The organism is Micromonospora sp. USAFONa4, from assembly GCF_057197825.1.
In genome coordinates, this window is the sequence record NZ_CM170072.1 from 5,883,413 (window position 1) to 5,901,276 (window position 17,864).

18 protein-coding genes, 1 tRNA gene and 1 pseudogene are annotated in these 17,864 nt (G+C 71.4%); 15 read left to right on the top strand and 5 right to left on the bottom strand.

What is annotated here, in order from left to right:
- Nucleotides 1-124 precede the first annotated feature (124 nt).
- Nucleotides 125-1,876 carry a CTP synthase gene (gene pyrG / locus AC0OO9_RS25945; RefSeq protein WP_484513026.1) on the top strand — a complete coding sequence of 584 codons (1,752 nt, stop codon included), beginning with the start codon at nucleotides 125-127 and terminating at the stop codon, nucleotides 1,874-1,876.
- A gap of 109 nt (nucleotides 1,877-1,985) precedes the next feature.
- Nucleotides 1,986-2,591 (top strand): NUDIX domain-containing protein, encoded by a 606-nt coding sequence (locus AC0OO9_RS25950; protein WP_484518050.1) that lies wholly within the window; start codon nucleotides 1,986-1,988, stop codon nucleotides 2,589-2,591.
- A 64-nt stretch (nucleotides 2,592-2,655) separates the two neighbouring features.
- Here the strand turns inward: AC0OO9_RS25950 and AC0OO9_RS25955 are convergent, their stop codons facing one another.
- Nucleotides 2,656-2,997, bottom strand: coding sequence for a TM2 domain-containing protein (locus tag AC0OO9_RS25955; RefSeq protein ID WP_357580379.1), 342 nt, complete (start codon nucleotides 2,995-2,997; stop codon nucleotides 2,656-2,658).
- A gap of 226 nt (nucleotides 2,998-3,223) precedes the next feature.
- Between AC0OO9_RS25955 and ald the strand changes: the two genes are divergently transcribed.
- From ald to AC0OO9_RS26015, 12 genes and pseudogenes are all read left to right on the top strand, one after another.
- Nucleotides 3,224-4,339, top strand: a complete 1,116-nt coding sequence (ald, locus tag AC0OO9_RS25960; protein WP_132234416.1) for an alanine dehydrogenase — start codon at nucleotides 3,224-3,226, stop codon at nucleotides 4,337-4,339.
- An 11-nt stretch (nucleotides 4,340-4,350) separates the two neighbouring features.
- Complete coding sequence (locus AC0OO9_RS25965) at nucleotides 4,351-5,343, top strand: site-specific tyrosine recombinase XerD (protein WP_484518051.1); 993 nt, start codon at nucleotides 4,351-4,353, stop codon at nucleotides 5,341-5,343.
- A gap of 358 nt (nucleotides 5,344-5,701) precedes the next feature.
- Entirely contained in the window at nucleotides 5,702-6,625 is a 924-nt protein-coding gene (locus tag AC0OO9_RS25970) for a ParA family protein (protein ID WP_121397670.1), read from the top strand.
- 53 nt (nucleotides 6,626-6,678) lie between these two features.
- Nucleotides 6,679-7,671, top strand: a pseudogene (locus AC0OO9_RS25975) (segregation and condensation protein A); the annotation flags it as partial.
- Between the two features lie 317 nt (nucleotides 7,672-7,988).
- Nucleotides 7,989-9,038, top strand: a complete 1,050-nt coding sequence (gene scpB, locus AC0OO9_RS25980) for an SMC-Scp complex subunit ScpB (RefSeq protein ID WP_484513028.1) — start codon at nucleotides 7,989-7,991, stop codon at nucleotides 9,036-9,038.
- Nucleotides 9,025-9,795, top strand: a complete 771-nt coding sequence (locus AC0OO9_RS25985) for a pseudouridine synthase (RefSeq protein ID WP_421458327.1) — start codon at nucleotides 9,025-9,027, stop codon at nucleotides 9,793-9,795. Before scpB ends, AC0OO9_RS25985 begins: the two co-directional genes overlap by 14 nt.
- Nucleotides 9,796-9,952: 157 nt before the next feature.
- Nucleotides 9,953-10,633: a (d)CMP kinase gene (cmk, locus tag AC0OO9_RS25990; RefSeq protein WP_132234406.1), complete on the top strand. Its 681-nt coding sequence runs from the start codon at nucleotides 9,953-9,955 to the stop codon at nucleotides 10,631-10,633.
- Nucleotides 10,630-12,033, top strand: coding sequence for a ribosome biogenesis GTPase Der (gene der / locus AC0OO9_RS25995; protein WP_484513030.1), 1,404 nt, complete (start codon nucleotides 10,630-10,632; stop codon nucleotides 12,031-12,033). Before cmk ends, der begins: the two co-directional genes overlap by 4 nt.
- 197 nt (nucleotides 12,034-12,230) lie before the next feature.
- Nucleotides 12,231-12,304, top strand: a tRNA-Pro gene (locus AC0OO9_RS26000).
- Between the two features lie 119 nt (nucleotides 12,305-12,423).
- A complete protein-coding gene (locus tag AC0OO9_RS26005; RefSeq protein WP_484513031.1) occupies nucleotides 12,424-13,569 on the top strand; it encodes a tyrosine-type recombinase/integrase in 1,146 nt (381 codons plus the stop codon).
- Between the two features lie 76 nt (nucleotides 13,570-13,645).
- Entirely contained in the window at nucleotides 13,646-14,098 is a 453-nt protein-coding gene (locus tag AC0OO9_RS26010; RefSeq protein ID WP_484513033.1) for an ankyrin repeat domain-containing protein, read from the top strand.
- Nucleotides 14,099-14,334: 236 nt separating this feature from the next.
- Nucleotides 14,335-14,580, top strand: coding sequence for a helix-turn-helix domain-containing protein (locus tag AC0OO9_RS26015; RefSeq protein WP_210839716.1), 246 nt, complete (start codon nucleotides 14,335-14,337; stop codon nucleotides 14,578-14,580).
- A gap of 196 nt (nucleotides 14,581-14,776) precedes the next feature.
- Here the strand turns inward: AC0OO9_RS26015 and AC0OO9_RS26020 are convergent, their stop codons facing one another.
- From AC0OO9_RS26020 to AC0OO9_RS26035, 4 genes are all read right to left on the bottom strand, one after another.
- Nucleotides 14,777-15,430, bottom strand: a complete 654-nt coding sequence (locus tag AC0OO9_RS26020; RefSeq protein WP_484513036.1) for a nucleotidyl transferase AbiEii/AbiGii toxin family protein — start codon at nucleotides 15,428-15,430, stop codon at nucleotides 14,777-14,779.
- Entirely contained in the window at nucleotides 15,430-15,780 is a 351-nt protein-coding gene (locus AC0OO9_RS26025; RefSeq protein WP_484513038.1) for a hypothetical protein, read from the bottom strand. The genes AC0OO9_RS26020 and AC0OO9_RS26025 overlap by 1 nt, the downstream gene beginning before the upstream one ends.
- A gap of 309 nt (nucleotides 15,781-16,089) precedes the next feature.
- Nucleotides 16,090-16,305 carry a hypothetical protein gene (locus AC0OO9_RS26030; RefSeq protein WP_484513039.1) on the bottom strand — a complete coding sequence of 72 codons (216 nt, stop codon included), beginning with the start codon at nucleotides 16,303-16,305 and terminating at the stop codon, nucleotides 16,090-16,092.
- A gap of 407 nt (nucleotides 16,306-16,712) precedes the next feature.
- Nucleotides 16,713-17,291: a class I SAM-dependent methyltransferase gene (locus tag AC0OO9_RS26035; RefSeq protein WP_484518052.1), complete on the bottom strand. Its 579-nt coding sequence runs from the start codon at nucleotides 17,289-17,291 to the stop codon at nucleotides 16,713-16,715.
- Nucleotides 17,292-17,411: 120 nt separating this feature from the next.
- Here AC0OO9_RS26035 and AC0OO9_RS26040 point away from each other — a divergent pair, with 120 nt between their 5' ends.
- Nucleotides 17,412-17,852: a TnsA-like heteromeric transposase endonuclease subunit gene (locus tag AC0OO9_RS26040; protein ID WP_484513041.1), complete on the top strand. Its 441-nt coding sequence runs from the start codon at nucleotides 17,412-17,414 to the stop codon at nucleotides 17,850-17,852.
- The last annotated feature ends 12 nt before the right edge of the window (nucleotides 17,853-17,864 follow it).

A 17,864-nucleotide genomic window follows, 5' to 3' on the forward strand; every position in this document is an offset into this window, starting at 1 on the left:
CTGCGGGTGCGCCCGGCGGGTGGGCCGGGAGAGGTGTTACCGTGGAATCCCGTGGATCGCGTGATCACTTGGCTGATCGGCACGGCGGTCTGCACGACCGCGACGGACGACACGGGAGCAGGCCTTGGCCCCTTCAGCACGGACGACCAGGCACATTTTCGTCACCGGGGGAGTCGCCTCCTCGCTGGGTAAGGGCCTCACCGCCTCCAGCCTCGGCAACCTGCTCACCGCGCGCGGCCTGCGCGTGGTCATGCAGAAGCTCGACCCCTACCTCAACGTCGACCCGGGGACGATGAACCCGTTCCAGCACGGCGAGGTCTTCGTCACCGAGGACGGCGCCGAGACCGACCTCGACGTCGGGCACTACGAGCGGTTCCTGGACCGGGCGCTCTCCGGCAAGGCGAACGTCACCACCGGCCAGATCTACTCGGAGGTGATCGCCAAGGAGCGGCGCGGCGAGTACCTGGGCGACACCGTCCAGGTCATCCCGCACATCACCAACGAAATCAAGTCGCGGATCCTGGCGATGGCCGACCCGGACGACGACGGCCAGGTGCCGGACGTGGTGATCACCGAGGTCGGCGGCACCGTCGGCGACATCGAGTCGCTGCCGTTCCTGGAGTCGATCCGCCAGGTCCGCCACGACCTGGGCCGGGACAACTGCTTCTACCTGCACGTCTCGCTGGTGCCGTACCTGGCGCCGTCGGGCGAGCTGAAGACGAAGCCGACCCAGCACTCGGTGGCCCAGCTGCGCAGCATCGGCATCCAGCCCGACGCGCTGGTGCTGCGCTGCGACCGGGAGATCCCCGACAAGGTCAAGCAGAAGCTGTCGCTCTACTGCGACGTCGACCGCGAGGCCGTCACCGCCGCCCCGGACGCGCCGAGCATCTACGACATCCCGAAGGTGCTGCACCGCGAGGGCCTCGACGCGTACGTGGTGCGCCGGCTCGGCCTCTCCTTCCGCGACGTCGACTGGGCCAGCTGGGACGACCTGCTGGACCGGGTGCACCAGCCCCGGCACACCGTCACCGTCGCCGTGGTCGGCAAGTACGTCGACCTGCCCGACGCGTACCTGTCGGTCAGCGAGGCGATCCGGGCCGCCGGCTTCGGCCACCGGTCCCGGGTGCAGCTGCGCTGGGTGCCCAGCGACGACTGCGTCACCCCGTCCGGCGCGGCGGCCGCCCTGGCCGGCGTCGACGGCATCGTCATCCCCGGCGGCTTCGGGGTACGCGGCATCGAGGGCAAGATCGGCACCGCCCGGTACGCCCGGGAGAACGGCATCCCGCTGCTCGGCCTCTGCCTCGGCCTGCAGTGCATGACCATCGACGTGGCCCGGCACCTGGCCGGCCTGGAGGGCGCCAACTCGCTGGAGTTCGACGAGGAGGCCGCGCACCCGGTCATCGCCACCATGGCCGACCAGGAGGACATCGTGGCCGGCAGGGGCGACCTGGGCGGCACCATGCGGCTGGGCGCGTACCCGGCGGCGCTCGCCGAGGGCTCGCTGGTCGCCGAGGCGTACGGCAGCACCGAGGTCAGCGAGCGGCACCGGCACCGGTACGAGGTGAACAACGCCTACCGCGACGCGCTGACCAGGGCGGGCCTGCACATCTCCGGCACCTCGCCCGACGGGCGGCTGGTCGAGTTCATCGAGCTGGACCGGGACCTGCACCCGTTCTTCGTGGCCACCCAGGCGCACCCGGAGCTGAAGAGCCGGCCGACCCGGCCGCACCCGCTGTTCGCCTCGTTCGTGAAGGCGGCGGTGGCCTACTCGGAGGCCGACCAGCTCCCCGTCGACCTGGAGGCCGCCGAGAGCGCGGCGGCGCAGAACGCCGCCCGCAACGGCGGCGCCGCCGCGAAGGCGACGTCGGCCTCGTGAGCGAGCGTAGCGAGCGAACCACCGGGCACCGCGGCGCGGCGCCTCGCGCCGCTGGCACGCGAAGCGGGGCGGCGGCGTGAGCGAGCGGAGCACCGGGCCCGACAGCGGCGTGAGCGCCGTCGAGCACCGCTACGAGGTGCGCTCGCGCACCGAGCGCTACCGGGGCCGGATCTTCGACGTGGTCAGCGAGGAGGTGACCATGCCGGGCGGTGGGACGGGGGTCCGCGACTTCGTCCGGCACGTCGGCGCGGTCGCCGTGGTGGCGCTCGACTCCGCCGGCCAGGTGGTGCTGATCCGCCAGTACCGGCACCCGGTGGGGCGGCACCTGTGGGAGCTGCCGGCCGGGCTGACCGACGTCTCCGGCGAGGACCTGGCCGCCGCCGCGGTCCGGGAGCTGGCCGAGGAGGTCGACCTCACCGCCGGGCGGATCGACGTCCTGGTGGACCTGCACAGCTCGCCGGGCTTCACCAACGAGCTGGTCCGGGTCTTTCTGGCCCGGGACCTGGCCGCCGTGCCGGCGGAGCAGCGGCACGAGCGTCGCGAGGAGGAGGCCGACCTCCAGGTCGTCCGTATCGACCTGGACGAGGCGGTCCGCATGGTCCTCGCGGGCGAGATCACCAACGCCTCCTGCGTGACCGGGCTGCTCGCCGCCGCCCGGGCCCGCGACACCGGCTGGTCGGCGCTGCGCCGGGCCGACGCGCCCCTGCCGGGCTGAGCCGGGAAGAACGTGAAGGGGCCGTGCGGTACGTCCGCACGGCCCCTTTCGTCGTTCCGGGTGGTCAGTCGCGCAGCGGCCGGCCCTGCCCGTCGACGCCACCGTTGATCAGGATCAGGACGCCGTCGACGAGGCCCCAGATGCCGCCGATGCCGCACGTCACGAGGGACACGATGAGCTGGATGACGCCGGTCTTGGTGTCGCCCATGTAGAAGCGGCCGACGCCGAAGGTGCCGAGCACGATCTGCAGGACGCCCGCGACGACCTTGCTCTTGTCGGAGACACCCGACGGGTACCCGGGCTGGTTGGGGTAGCCGGGCTGGTAAGGAGGTGTGGTCATGAGGCGACACCCTAGTGATCCACTGCTCTCCTGTCCGCAGCGGTACCCGAAGAGTGGGACGATAATGGATGAACACTGTCCTGACGGCTGAGGTGCGGGTCCCACCGCCGGCCCGGTTCACGCCTGACACATCGTCAGCGGGTGCGGGCACCGGATGTCACTGTGCTGCCTCATCGGGGGCGGCGACGCGCCTAGACTGCCGCCGGCGGGACCGGTGGACCGCGGCGGCAAAGGGGCCGTCGTGGCACCGCGCAGTCGGGGGAGCGCAGCCCCGAAGAGAGGTGTCTGCATCGTGAAGGTCGGAATCCCCCGCGAGGTCAAGAACCACGAGTACCGCGTGGCGATCACGCCGGCGGGCGTCAACGAGTTCGTCCGCAGCGGTCACCAGGTCTTCGTCGAGTCCGGCGCCGGCGTCGGGTCCAGCATCGGCGACGACGAGTTCGCCGCCGCCGGTGCCAAGATCCTGGCCACCGCCGACGAGGTGTGGGAGACCGCCGAGCTGGTGCTCAAGGTCAAGGAGCCGATCGCCGAGGAGTACCACCGGATGCGCGAGGGGCAGGTGCTCTTCACCTACCTGCACCTGGCCGCCTCGAAGGCGTGCACCGACGCGCTGGTCGACCGCAAGGTCACCGGCATCGCGTACGAGACCGTCGAGCTGCCCGACCGGTCGCTGCCGCTGCTCGCCCCGATGTCCGAGGTGGCCGGTCGCCTCGCCCCGCAGGTGGGCGCCTACCACCTCCAGCGGCAGGGCGGCGGGCGCGGCATCCTGATGGGCGGCGTCTCCGGCGTGTACGCCGCGAAGACCGTGGTCATCGGGGCCGGCGTCTCCGGCATGAACGCCGCCGCGATCGCGCTCGGCCTGCAGGCCGAGGTGCTGCTGCTGGACAAGAACGTCGCCCGGCTGCGCCAAGCCGACGCCATCTACCGGGGCCACCTGCAGACGGTCGCCTCCAACGCGTACGAGATCGAGCGGGCCGTGCTGGACGCGGACCTCGTCATCGGCGCGGTGCTGGTGCCCGGCGCGAAGGCCCCGACCCTGATCTCCAACGAGCTGGTCTCCCGGATGAAGCCGGGCAGCGTGCTCGTCGACATCTCCATCGACCAGGGCGGCTGCTTCGAGGACTCGCGTCCCACCACCCATGCCGAGCCGACCTACCAGGTGCACGACTCGATCTTCTACTGCGTGGCGAACATGCCGGGCGCGGTGCCGCACACCAGCACCTACGCGCTGACCAACGTCACCCTGCCGTACGCGCTGGAGCTGGCCAACCACGGCTGGCGCGAGGCGCTGCGTCGCGACCCGGCCCTGGCGCTGGGCCTGAACACCCACGACGGGCAGGTCACCTACGGCCCGGTCGCCGAGGCGCACGGCATGGCGCCCCTCGCGCTGGCCGACGCGCTGGCCTGAGAGGTGGCGGGCTGACCGGCACACCGGACGGGGCCGGCGCGGGCGTGGAGCCCGCGCCGGCCCTGCGTCGTGCCGTCCGCGGCTACCTCGACCACCTCACCGTCGAACGGGGACTGTCGGCGAACACGCTCGCGTCGTACCGGCGGGACCTGGAGCGCTACCTGGCCACCCTGGCGGCGGCCGGCGTGCCCGACCTGGCCGCCGTCGGCCCCGGGCAGGTCGAGGCGCACCTGGCCCGGCTGCGCGCCGGCGACGGGGAGCATCCGCCACTCGCGGTCGCCTCGGCCGCGCGGGCGGCCAGCGCGGTACGCGGCCTGCACCGGTTCGCGTTGCGCGAGGGGCTGGCCGGCGCCGACCCGAGCCGGGACGTCCGCCCGCCCACGCCGCCGCGCCGGCTGCCCCGCGCGCTGCCGGCCGACGCCGTGGTGCGGTTGCTGGAGACCGCCGGGTCGCTGACCGCCGCCGGCGACCAGGCGCCGCTCGCGCTGCGCGACCGGGCGCTGCTGGAGTTTTTGTACGGCACCGGGGCGCGGATCTCCGAGGCGGTCGGCGCCGCCGTGGACGACCTGGACGTGGACGAGGGCACCGTGCTGCTGCGCGGCAAGGGCGGCCGCACCCGGCTCGTCCCGGTCGGGGGGTACGCCGTCGAGGCGGTGCGGGCCTGGCTGGTGCGGGCCCGCCCCGGGCTCGCCGCCGCCGGCCGGGGCACCCCGGCGGTCTTCCTCAACGCCCGCGGCGGCGCGCTGACCCGGCAGGGCGCGTGGACCATCCTGCGTCGCGCCGCCCAGCGGGCCGGGCTGCCGGTGGACGGCCCGGACGCGGTCTCCCCGCACACCCTGCGCCACTCCTACGCCACCCACCTGCTCGACGGCGGCGCGGACGTACGTGTGGTGCAGGAACTGCTCGGCCACGCCTCGGTGACCACCACCCAGGTCTACACCCTGGTCACGGTCGAGCGCCTGCGCGAGGTGTACGCCACCGCCCATCCCCGGGCGCGTGGATGACCCGCCCGGCTCGGGCTCCGGCTCCGGCTCCGGCCCCGGTCCGGGCGCGGGGCCGGCCCCGCCGGCCGCCCCTCCGAGGTCGGCCGGACCGCGGTCCGCTCCGGTGGCCGCCGGCCGGTTCGCGCGGTGCGACGGTGCCCGGGGCGGGCGCGCGGTGCACGCCGCCGGTGGCTGGCCTGGTCGGCGGGGCGGCGACACGCCGAGCGGGTGCGACCGGGCCGCCGGGCGGTGGCGTACAGTCGGCATCGGCGCGGACCTCCTGGGGCGATGGTGATGCAGCCCGGGGTGCGCAGCGGCGCCGCGAAGGACGTCGGACGGCTCCGACGCCGGGTGGTCGTCGGGAGGGGGCAACGAGCACATGGCTGGCAACGGTGACCGTGCCGAGACCTGGACGTCGGAGCTCCGCGAGCAGCAGGCCACGCTCGGGGCGGATCTCGGTCCGGCGGATCCGGCGGCATACACGATGCGTAAGCCGATTCCCGAGCCGATGCCGACCGACCGGCACGGCCCGGCCCGGATCATCGCGATGGCCAACCAGAAGGGTGGTGTGGGCAAGACCACCACGACCATCAACCTGGGCGCCGCACTGGCCGAGTACGGCCGCAAGGTGCTGCTCGTCGACTTCGACCCGCAGGGCGCCCTCTCGGTCGGGCTGGGGGTCAACCCGCACAACCTCGACCTGTCGGTCTACAACCTGCTCATGCAGGACGACGTCACCGCCGAGGACGTCCTGATCAAGACCGACGTGGCGGGGCTGCACCTGCTGCCGGCCAACATCGACCTCTCCGCGGCCGAGATCCAGCTGGTCAACGAGGTCGCCCGGGAGATGGCCCTGGCCCGCGTGCTCCGGTCGGTCCGCAAGGAGTACGACTACATCCTGATCGACTGCCAGCCCTCGCTGGGCCTGCTGGCGATCAACGCGCTGACCGTGGCGCACGGCGTGCTCATCCCGCTGGAGTGCGAGTTCTTCAGCCTGCGCGGGGTGGCCCTGCTGCTGGACACCATCGACAAGGTGCGCGAGCGGCTCAACTTCGACCTGGAGCTCGAGGGCATCCTCGCCACCATGTACGACAGCCGCACCACCCACTGCCGACAGGTGCTCCAGCGGGTCGTGGAGGCCTTCGGCGACAAGGTCTACCAGACGGTGATCACCAAGACCGTCAAGTTCCCCGAGTCCACCGTCGCCGGTGCCCCGATCACCACGCTCGACCCGGCCTCGTCCGGTGCCCGCAACTACCGCCAACTGGCCCGCGAGGTGATCGCCGCCCAGGCCGAGCGGTAGGCCGGCGTGCACCTTCGCGCCGAGCCGGCCGGGGCGTGGACTACGGTCTTCCGGTGACCGCGCCACCCCTCGACCCTCCGACGACGCCGGAGCAGCCGCCCGCACGGGCCGCCGAGGCCGTCGCCGAGGTGCGGACGGATCCGGCCGGCGTGCCGGGGGCGGCGGTGGAGAGCGGCGGGTTCACCGTCCGGCTGGCGAACTTCACCGGCCCGTTCGACCTGCTGCTCCAGTTGATCGGCAAGCACAAGCTCGACGTGACCGAGGTGGCGCTGCACCGGGTCACCGACGAGTTCATCGCGTACATCCGCGCGATGGGCGACCAGTGGGACCTGGACGAGGCCAGCGAGTTCCTGCTCATCGCCGCGACGCTGCTCGACCTGAAGGCGGCCCGGCTGCTGCCCGCCGCCGAGGTCGAGGACGAGGAGGACCTGGCGCTGTTGGAGGCGCGGGACCTGCTCTTCGCCCGGCTGTTGCAGTACAAGGCGTACAAGGAGGCGGCGGCGCACATTGCCGCGCTGGAGGAGGTCGGCGGCCGGCGCTACCCCCGCGCGGTCACCCTGGAGGCCCGGTACGCCGACGCGCTGCCCGACCTGGTGCTCGGCATCGGCCCGGAGCGGCTGCTGAAGCTGGCGATCAGGGCCATGACGCCGAAGCCGGTGCCCGAGGTCTCCATCGCCCACGTGCACATGGTCCGGGTCAGCGTCCGGGAGCACGCGGGAATCCTCACCGAGCGGCTGCGCCGGGCCGGCACGGCCACCTTCTCGCTGCTCTGCGCCGACTGCGAGGCCACCCTGGAGGTGGTGGCCCGGTTCCTGGCCCTGCTGGAGCTCTACCGGGAGGGCCTGGTCGCCTTCGTCCAGGAGCAGGCCCTGGAGGAGCTGACCGTACGCTGGACCGGTCCCGCCGACGGCGGTCCCGACCTGCACGTCGACGAGTACGCCGGCACCCCGCCCGAGTCGGCGGGCTCCGGCCCGCTGCCGGCAGCGTCGGCCGAGCGGCGGCCGGTGCCGGACGGCACGGCGGACGGGAGCGGTTCAGACGCGGTCGCAGGTGCGCTGGCGGCCGACACCGTATCGGCGGCGGACGCCGGGCTGGCCGAGGTCGACGCCGGAGCGGCGCCGGAGGACGCCGGTTCGGCCGTGGTGGACGCAGGATCGCCGCCGGGTGCGACGGCGGACACCGGATGGGTGGTCGACAGCGGATCGGTGCCGGGTGCGGCGACGGACGCCGGTTCGGGGGCGGACGCCGGATCGGCAGAGGCTGACAGCGGATCGGCGTCGGGTGCGGCGGTGGTGGAGAGCGGGACGTCGTCGGGTGTGGCGGCGGACGAGAGCGGGGCGGCGACGCCGGAGGAGCGAGCGGGATGAGCAGCGACGAGCGTCGGGACTCCCTGGCCGACCAGGCCGCCGCCTGGGTGCCGCCCTGGCAGCGCCCCACGGCCCCCGCCACGGCCCCCGAAGCCGGAGATCTTGGTACTTCCGCGCCCCCGGAGGGGCCCGAACCTACCAAGATCTCCAAGGATTCCGACGCCGCCCGGGAGGCGGGCTCGGGCGCGGCGACCGCGAACGGGGACCAGCCCAGGGAGCCGGCAGGGCCTGAAGCGCCGGTACCGGCGGCAGGGCTCGAAGCGCCGGCACCGGTGGCTGCGCCTGAGGAGCCGGCACCGGTGGTCGGGTCGGCGGGGTCGGCGCCGATGGCCGGGTCGGCGGGGCCAGCAGGGCCGGCCGGGGAGAGCACGGCCGCAGTAGGGCCTGCGGGAGTGGGACCGGCGGGGGAGAGCGGCGCTGCGGGCGGACCGGCGGGGGGTGTACCCGCGAAGGGGCCGGCGGGGCGGCGGCGGGCCGTGCCCGAGCCGGCGCCGGAACTCGACGACGCGGAGCTGCGCGGGGCGCTGGAGGCGATCCTGCTGGTGGTGGACGAGCCGGTCAGCGAGCTGGTCCTCGCCCAGGTGCTGGAGCAGCCCGCCGAGCGGATCGGGCCGATGCTGGACGAGATCGCCGCGGGCTACACGGCCGCCGGGCACGGCTTCGAGCTGCGCCGGGCCGCGGGTGGCTGGCGTCTCTACACCCGCCCGGAATACGCCACCTACGTGGAACGGTTCGTACTGGACGGGCAGTCCGTGCGGCTGACCCAGGCCGCGCTGGAGACACTGGCCGTGGTCGCCTACAAGCAGCCCGTGACCCGGTCGCGGATCTCCGCCATCCGGGGTGTCAACTGCGACGGGGTGATCCGTACCCTGGTCTCTCGCGGGTTGGTCGAGGAGTGCGGCACCGAACCGGACAGCGGGGCGTTCCTCTACCGGACCACCACGATGTTCCTGGAAAAGCTCGGGCTGAACAGCGTCGACGACCTCCCGCCGCTGGCCCCGTTCCTTCCCGACGATGTAGAAGAGCTTGCCGATGCCACGCGATGACCGCACGCCCCGCCCCGACGCGCCCGCCTTCGAGGGGGCCGAGCGCCTGCAGAAGGTGCTGGCCGCCGCCGGCGTGGGTTCCCGGCGCGCCTGCGAGGACCTGATCTTCCGTCGCCGGGTCACCGTCGACGGCCGGGTCGCCCAGCTCGGCGACAAGGTCGACCCCGCCACCGCCGTGATCCACGTCGACGGCGAGCGCCTCGTCGCCGACACCCGACTGGTCTACCTGGCCATGAACAAGCCCCGCGGGGTCGTCTCCACGATGGCCGACGAGAAGGGCCGCACGGCGCTCGCCGACTTCCTCGGCAACCGGGTGGAGCAGCGGGTCTACCACGTCGGGCGGCTCGACGCCGACAGCGAGGGCCTGCTGCTGCTCACCAACGACGGCACCCTCGCGCACCGGCTGATGCACCCGTCGTACGGGGTGCAGAAGACGTACCTCTGCGAGGTGTCCGGGCCGATCCCGCGCAACCTCGGCAAGCGGCTGATGGCCGGCGTGGAACTCGAGGACGGCCCGGTGAAGATCGACTCCTTCCGGGTGGTGGACACGCTGGGACGTTCCGCCCAGGTGGAGCTGAGCCTGCACGAGGGGCGCAAGCACATCGTCCGCCGGCTGCTCGACGAGGTGGGCCACCCGGTGAGCCGGCTGGTGCGTACCGCGATCGGGCCGATCCGGCTGGGCGACCTGCGCGCCGGGCGGACGCGGCGGCTGACCAACGCGGAGGTCGCCGCCCTGTTCAAGGCCGTGGGTGACTGACCCCCGAGTTCGGGGTACGGCTGCCGGTAGGCTCCCTGGCGGCCCGGCGCGGGCGGCGCCCACCGGGCGGCGCGGCGCCGGGCATCATTGAGAACGTTTGGACAACCGCTCGCGACACATCCGGTGTTTCGTGAGGTACGGGCTGAGGAGGACGACGGTGGAGGAAAACGAACGGGCCGGGCGATGTGTGGTCGCTGTGGACGGACCGTCCGGTTCGGGTAAGTCCACCGTCTCCCGGCGGCTCGCCGTCGGCCTCGGTGCCCGCTACCTCGACACCGGCGCCATGTACCGCGCCATCACCTGGGCGGTGCTGCGCTCGGGGGTCGACCTGACCGACGCCGAGTCGGTGGCCAAGGTCGCCGGCGAGGTGGACCTGCGCATCGGCACCGACCCGCAGGGGTACGGCGTGACCGCCGACGGCGTGAACGTCGACGCCGAGATCCGCGGGCCGGAGGTGACCGGGGCGGTCTCCGCCGTGGCCGCCGTGCCGGCGGTGCGCGCGCTGCTGGTCACCCGGCAGCAGGAGATGATCACCAATGCCGGCCGGATCGTGGTCGAGGGCCGCGACATCGGGTCCGTGGTGGCCCCGGACGCCGACCTGAAGGTCTACCTCACCGCCTCCGAGGCGGCCCGGGCCGCCCGACGCAGCGCCGAGGACGCCACCGACGTGGCGGCGACGGCTGCCGACCTGGCCCGGCGGGACCGGCTCGACTCGACGCGCAAGGCCGACCCGCTGACCCAGGCCGCCGACGCCGTGGTGCTGGACACCACCGAGTTGGGCATCGACGAGGTCGTCGGGCGCCTGCGCGACCTGCTGACCGATCGGGGAGTGGCATGACCGACACCGACGGGTGGATCGAGCTGCGGGAACCGGACGTCGACACCGAGGAACCGACCGGTCCGCAGCCGGTCGTGGCCGTGGTCGGCCGCCCCAACGTGGGCAAGTCGACCCTGGTCAACCGGATCATCGGCCGTCGTCAGGCGGTCGTCGAGGACGTCCCCGGGGTCACCCGGGACCGGGTGCCGTACGACGCGCAGTGGGCCGGCCGGCAGTTCACCGTGGTGGACACCGGCGGCTGGGAGCCCGACGCCAAGGACCGGGCCGCCGCCATCGCGGCGCAGGCCGAGACGGCGGTCGTCACGGCCGACGTGGTGCTGTTCGTGGTCGACGCGATGGTCGGCTCGACGGACGTGGACGAGGCGGCCGTACGGATGCTGCGCCGCAGCGCCAAGCCGGTGATCCTGGTCGCGAACAAGGCCGACAACACCGCCATCGAGATGGAGGCCACCTCGCTGTGGTCGCTGGGCCTGGGTGAGCCGTACCCGGTGTCGGCGCTGCACGGACGTGGTTCCGGCGACCTGCTCGACGCCATCATGGACGCGCTGCCGGAGGCCCCGAAGATCGTCGAGAACCGCCCGCGCGGCCCGCGCCGGGTGGCCCTCGTCGGCCGGCCGAACGTCGGCAAGTCCAGCCTGCTCAACCGCTTCTCGGGCGAGGAGCGGGCGGTCGTCGACTCGGTCGCCGGCACCACCGTGGACCCGGTCGACAGCCTGGTCGAGATCGGCGGGGAGACCTGGCAGCTCGTCGACACGGCGGGCCTGCGCAAGCGGGTCGGCAAGGCCAGCGGCACCGAGTACTACGCCAGCCTGCGGACCGCCGGGGCGATCGAGGCCGCCGAGGTCGCCGTGGTGCTGCTGGACTCCAGCGAGCCCATCAGCGAGCAGGACCAGCGGATCCTGTCCATGGTCACCGAGGCCGGCCGGGCGCTGGTGATCGCCTTCAACAAGTGGGACCTGGTCGACGCCGACCGCCGGTACTACCTGGACAAGGAGATCGAGCGCGAGCTGCGCCGCATCCCGTGGGCGATCCGGCTCAACCTGTCGGCGCAGACCGGCCGCGCGGTCGACAAGCTCGCGCCGGCGCTGCGCAAGGCCCTGGCCAGCTGGGAGACCCGCGTACCGACCGCGCAGCTCAACTCGTGGCTGACCGCGTTGGTGCAGGCGACCCCGCACCCGGTGCGGGGCGGTCGGGCGCCGAAGATCCTCTTCGCCACCCAGGCGGGCGTGGCGCCGCCGCGCTTCGTGCTGTTCACCACCGCCCCGCTCGACGCCGGCTACCAGCGGTTCGTCGAGCGCAAGCTGCGCGAGGAGTTCGGCTACGAGGGCAGCCCGATCGAGATCTCCGTACGCCCCCGCAAGAAGCTCGGCCCCGGCGGCCGGGGCAAGGCACACGGCTGATCCGACCGATCGAAAGCCGGGTGGGAGCAAGCTCCCACCCGGCTTTTTCGCTGCCCTCAACTCCCCTATCCTCCTAGGACGCCTTGCGGGATGTGCGCGGGACGACGCGCTCCGGCACGGGAGGGGGCAGTGCGGACGGCGCGAAGATCCTGCGCTAAGCTGTACCGGCTGTCGCGGGGAGATCCGCGCGAGAGCATCGGGACGTGGCGCAGCTTGGTAGCGCACTTGACTGGGGGTCAAGGGGTCGTCGGTTCGAATCCGGCCGTCCCGACTGGTATTCACCAGCGGATATAGAAGATCATGTGTGATCTTGCGGTAACGCTGGCGGTAACGGAGATCGCTTAACGTGGGTTGCATCCCCCGATCCCGTTACTGCGGAGGTGCAGCCCCGTGGCTGTCTACAACTACCGCCTCGCCAACGGTCAGACCCGCTGGTTCTTCATCATCGACCTCCCGCCTGACGCGGATGGTCGTCGCCGCCAGCACAAGCGGCAAGGATTCCCCAACCAGGCTGCTGCCCTGAGGGCGGAGCAGGACGCACGCGCCGCCTACGGCGGAGCGGACCTTGGCGCTGACGGCAGCGTCGCCGCCGAGCTGGAGAGCTGGCTCAACGAGCGTGAGTTGGACGTCCAGGAGACGACGCTCAGCAACTACCGGGACGTCATTCGCTGCTACGTAGTCCCGCACATCGGCGGTCGGCAGCTCTACGCTCTCGACAAGCGTGTCCTTCATGACCTCTACAAGAAGCTGCTGAAGTGCGGCGGCAAGAATGGTGGGCCGCTGTCGCCGACCACTGTCCGCATCGTGCACCGGATCCTGATGAAGGCGCTGGGCGACCTCGGGGTCAACGTCGAGGGCGTGCGGCAGCCCCGGCAGGTCGAGCGGGAGACGATGGGGCGCAAGGGCGTGTGGACGCCGGCGCAGTCGGCGAAGTTCCTCAAGCACCACGCCGACCACCGACTGCGCGCCGCATGGGTGCTGGCGATCGTCGTCGGTGCCAGGCGAGGGGAGCTGGCCGGCCTCAAGTGGCCGCGCGTCGATCTCGATCGGGGAGTGCTGTTGCTGCACTGGCAACGCACCACGACCAGCAACGGGGTGGTGGAGAAGGCGCCCAAGGGCAAGAGCAAGCGGGCGGTAGCGCTCGGGCCGGCCCTGGTAGCGGAACTGCTCGCCCACCGGGAGCGTCAGGCCGTGGAAAAGACCGAAGCTGGGGTCCTGTACCACGACGGTGGTTACCTGTTCTGCCGTGAGGATGGGGAACCGTACTACCCGAAGTACTTCACCGACCAGTGGGCGAAGGCGTGCGCTGATGCGGGCGTCCCGGTGATCGCGCTGCACGACGCGCGGCACACCTCCGCTACCACCGGCGCTGACGCCGGTGTTCCCGAGCACGTAATGCAGCGGCGGCTTGGTCACGCTGACAGCCGCACGACGCGGGAGGTCTACACCCATGTGTTGCCTGAGAGCGAGCGGAAGGCTGCGGAGCTGATGGAGGCCGTGCTCGGAGACGCAGCGACCTGGTCGCCCGCGGGGTAGCTAGCGTGCGTTTCATAAGCCGTTTCAGCGCCACTCGTTGATCGCGGTGCCTGGGCGCACTGCCTACGCTGGGCACGTGAACCTGCGACAGAGGAAGAAGCGCACCAAGCGACTGATGGAGGCAGTGCGACGCGAAGACGCCGCAGCCGTGAGCGCTCTCCTTCGCGCCGGTGCGGACCCCAACGTTCCCGACCGTGACCGCACCACTCCGCTGTATCAGGCATCCGTCAACGGCTCGGCTGAACTCGTGCGGGTACTCCTGGCAGCCGGCGCGGTACCCGACATCGAGAGCGGAGGGGACATGGAGGGAACGCCCCTATGCGCTGCCGCGGCCTGGGGATACAACACCGTCGTACACCTACTCCTCGTCCACGGCGCAGACCCGAATCTGCGCGAAGGCCAAGGAACCGGCTACTCACCACTGGATTGGGCGCTGAGCGGCGATCATTCACAGGCGGCCGGCCTACTCCTGGACGCAGGCGCGAAGCGCGCTGCTCATACCGACGCTGACATCCGAAACACGGCCTAGGCCGAAGGCGCTGGGTCACGCTCGATTGCAGTGCTTCTGGCTGCGGAGGCTCCGGTGAGGGGGCCCGATGCCCGGCCGTCAGTTCGGGCATCGAACGGTAACCGGCGGCTGTGGCCGTTGCCGTTACCCGTGGCGGTTGCTCTCACTTGGCAACGCGCCAAGTAACCGGGTGATCGCATCGTGAGGGCTGACGCCGATGCCGGCGTGCTCACGACCTCAGGGGAGGGCGGCGGACGATGTCAACAACCACAACCGGCGGACGCAAGCCGGGCCAGGCGCTGGACCAGGTATGGACGATTGAGGCGGTGCGGGAGCTCGGCGTCACCACCGATGTGGAGACCGCTGGAGCGATCCTGGGAATCGGGCGTACCAAGGCCTACGAGCTGGCTAAGACCAATGAATTCCCGGTACGCCTTCTGCGCGTCGGCCGGCGGTACCTCGTGCCCGTACCGGCGATCCTCAAGCTGCTTGCCATCGAGTAGCCGACCTGCCGCCAGCCAGGCTGAGAGCCCGAGACGGGGAATCCCGGGACCGAACGGGCTGGTGCGCCGACAACACCAAAGGACCGACGGTGCGCACGGTGTGAGCCGGCGCGCCGTCGGTCAGCCGTCGGAGTCGTTACGGTCCAGAAGGCTGGGACAGCGCCAATGTACTGCTGCCCTCGGTGAGCCCGATCGATCAGCGAGGCCAGGCTGCGAAGCGTCGTCGTAGCTGCACTACGTCGGCGCGAGTCAGCTGATATGGCACAAACGCCTCGTCAGGCATTCTGTCCAGGCGCCGACCCACCACTGGAACGTCCTCTGCCTCAAGTCCGGGATCAACGCGGCGGGCCATGGCCAGCAGCTGGGTCGGCGTGTACTGGTCAAGCACTGCGGCCACATCGACGTAGTCACGCTCGCGGGCGCGTCCCACGAGCGCGGTGACCTTCCAGGCGAGCAGGTCGGCCAGGTCCATGACCGGGCCGACATCCATCACCACCGGAGCATGGAGTCGCGCCTGACAGGACAGGCTCAGCCGGACCACCCTGTTGCCCCGTTGGATCTCCCATTCCGTCATGTGGTCGTCAAAGCCGTAGATCACTGCCGACAGCTCGCTGTGGTCGGCGACCCGTGTTACCTGAAAACCAGCTTCGAGCAACGCCGTCTCCACGGCCTCGGTCGCTGCGGCGACTCCGTCGGCCCGGTCGGTGAAGGCGTCGACGTCCTCGGTCGGCCGGTCGACGACTCCGTGCAGGAGCAAGGCCAGTCCACCGCCGAGGGCAAACCCGTGCTGCTTGGCTACGGAGAGCGCGACCCGCGCGACCTCGACGTGCTCTGGGTCAGGGTGAGACATCAGGCTGCGGCCGAAACCTGGCGCAGCACCGCATGCCGATCCTCCCACGCCTGGCGCACACCCCGCGGCAGGTAGAGGTCGTTCCATAGCCGGATCAGCGTCGGACCGTCGAGCCAGGCGCAAAGTTCATCAACCCGCACCGCTTCGGTCAGCACAATCTCGTACAGGGCGTTGCGCGCCCATTCCTGGTCCAGGTTGACGCGGCGGTCTGGCCGCCAGAGCAGCCGGTGTGGCAGCTCCACGACACCGCTGGTCGGCCCGTGCAGGGCGGCAAGATCGTCTACGACCACGGCGGAACGGCCCGGCCGGGCTTGATACCGCCGGGCGGAACGGGTCGAAGTGGCGCCCATGCGTCGAGGGTAGCGCCTCGAGCGGGCAAAGACGGGATGGCTGCCGATGCCAACCGGAACGCCGATTAACGGAGGTCGGTCATCGGCTCGACCTCGACTCGTTGGCATCGCGACCGCCGCCACGGCATCGACTCGCTAATCATGGCCGCGCAGCCTCTGCCATAGGGACAGCGAGGAGCCGGTCAGCCAGCGCTGCTGTGGTGGCACAATCAACCCTCAGCGCTGCCCGTCGACGCCACGGAGCCTGCGGGCGGCGGTGAACAGGAAGAACTGATCCTTGAGCACCCCGGATCCGTGTTGAGACGGCTTTCAACCGAGTGGCAGCGGTGCGACCGGGCGAACCGTCGTGAACTGGGCGTGCTCGTGCCGGGTGGCGGAGAGCAGCAGCCACTCGTCGCAGCCCTGCCATGGGTAGACGTTGGCGGCTCCGCTACGTACGGTCCGGGGCCCGTCACCGGTTCGTGGCCGCGCGTTTGCCAACCCGCGGATCCGCACGTCGGCGCAGAGCTCGTTCGTCGATTCCACCGCCGCCAGCCCGCGCCAGCGACGGACGGCTCGACGGTGTCCTCGACCTCGCCGCTGCGCTTGATGGCGCGTACCGCGTCCAGCTCCGCGTGGGCCAACCACCACCCCGCCGGGTGTCCTCGACCGCGTCTGGTCGAGATTGGCGGCCAATGGCCATATCTTGCTCCCTGCCGCGGGCCATTCCGGTTCGCCGGCCGCTGCGGACCCGGATGTCCCGTCCGCGTTGAGTTGGCACCGTCCGGTATGACTTGGCACGAGGTTGGCACTGTCCGGGTTGAGGTGGCACGTCCGGTACGGTGCTGTCCGGTCTCAGCGAGGTTAGCGGGTTCTCGGCGAGTTGACAGGCTTCCCGATGAGTGTGCGTGTATTTGGTCTCGACCGGCAGTCAGCTGTGTGCCGATCGGGCACTACGGCGCGGCGACTGTTGCGGCAATGGCCGCGTACTTGCGGTCCGGGCGGTCCGGGGACTGCTGCTGCAAGCGCTGAAGTTCGGTGAAACCAGCCTTTGCCAGGCGGGCAGAGAATGTGTCTACGGGCCAGCGGTATGCCGTGTGGACCTTGTGGTCGAACGCGGTCACATCGTCGTCGCTGTCGAAGAAGCCGATCACCAGGTTCCCGGAAGGAGGCAGCATCCGGCGGAACTCGGCGAGTACCGCATCCAGCTCCGATGGCGGTAGGTGGATGGTCGAGTACCAGGAGAGGATGCCGGCCACCGAGTGGTCGGGAAGGTCCAGGTCCGTCATTGATCCGAGCTGGAACGCCGGCCCGGGAAAGTGGGTCCGGGCGTAGCCGATGAACTCAGGTACCAAGTCGACGCCGGTCACGTTGGCGCCGAGCGAATGCAGGTAGGCGCTCCAATGCCCGGGGCCGCAACCGAGATCGAGCACGGCGCCGTCCAAGCCGACGAGGTGGTCTCGGACAAGGGCCGTGTCATCCACGTGGGCCTGCCAGTCACCATCGAACAGGGCGATGTACTGCTCGGACATGTGCGAGTAGGCGTCGCGGACCGGCTGGTTGCTCACGGCGCCACTCTAAAGTCTGCCCGCGTTCCGCCCCGAACCCAGTACGCGTCCGGGTTGAGGTGGCACGTCCGGTACGGTGCCGGGGTGCTGCGCGCGGTGCCGGGCCTGGGCGGGCCGCTGACGGCTGAGTTCGAGGTCGGCTACGTCGGCGCCGAGGGATCGGAGGTCCGCACCTCCTTGATCGACTCGGCGGGGGTGCTGTTCGAGCTGGTCAAGCCGGTACGCGGCTTCCCGTCGTACAAGCGGCAGCGCAACTTCCCGGGCTTGTGGTGGTCGTCGACGACCGGCGCTCACGTCGGGTACGAGTCGTGGCTGGAGCGTGATCACCTGATGCTGCTCGACTTCGACCCGGCGGTGGCCGGGATCGCGTCGCAGCCGTTCTGGCTGTTCTGGGACGACGAGGCTTCCGGCCGGCGCCGTTCGCACGGCGCTCCACCTTTCGCACGGCGCTCCACCTTGTCACCCTGGCCCTGGCCCGCTCCATGGTGTGTGGGTCGGCGGCCGACGGGATGGCAGACAAGGTGAGAGCGGTGACGA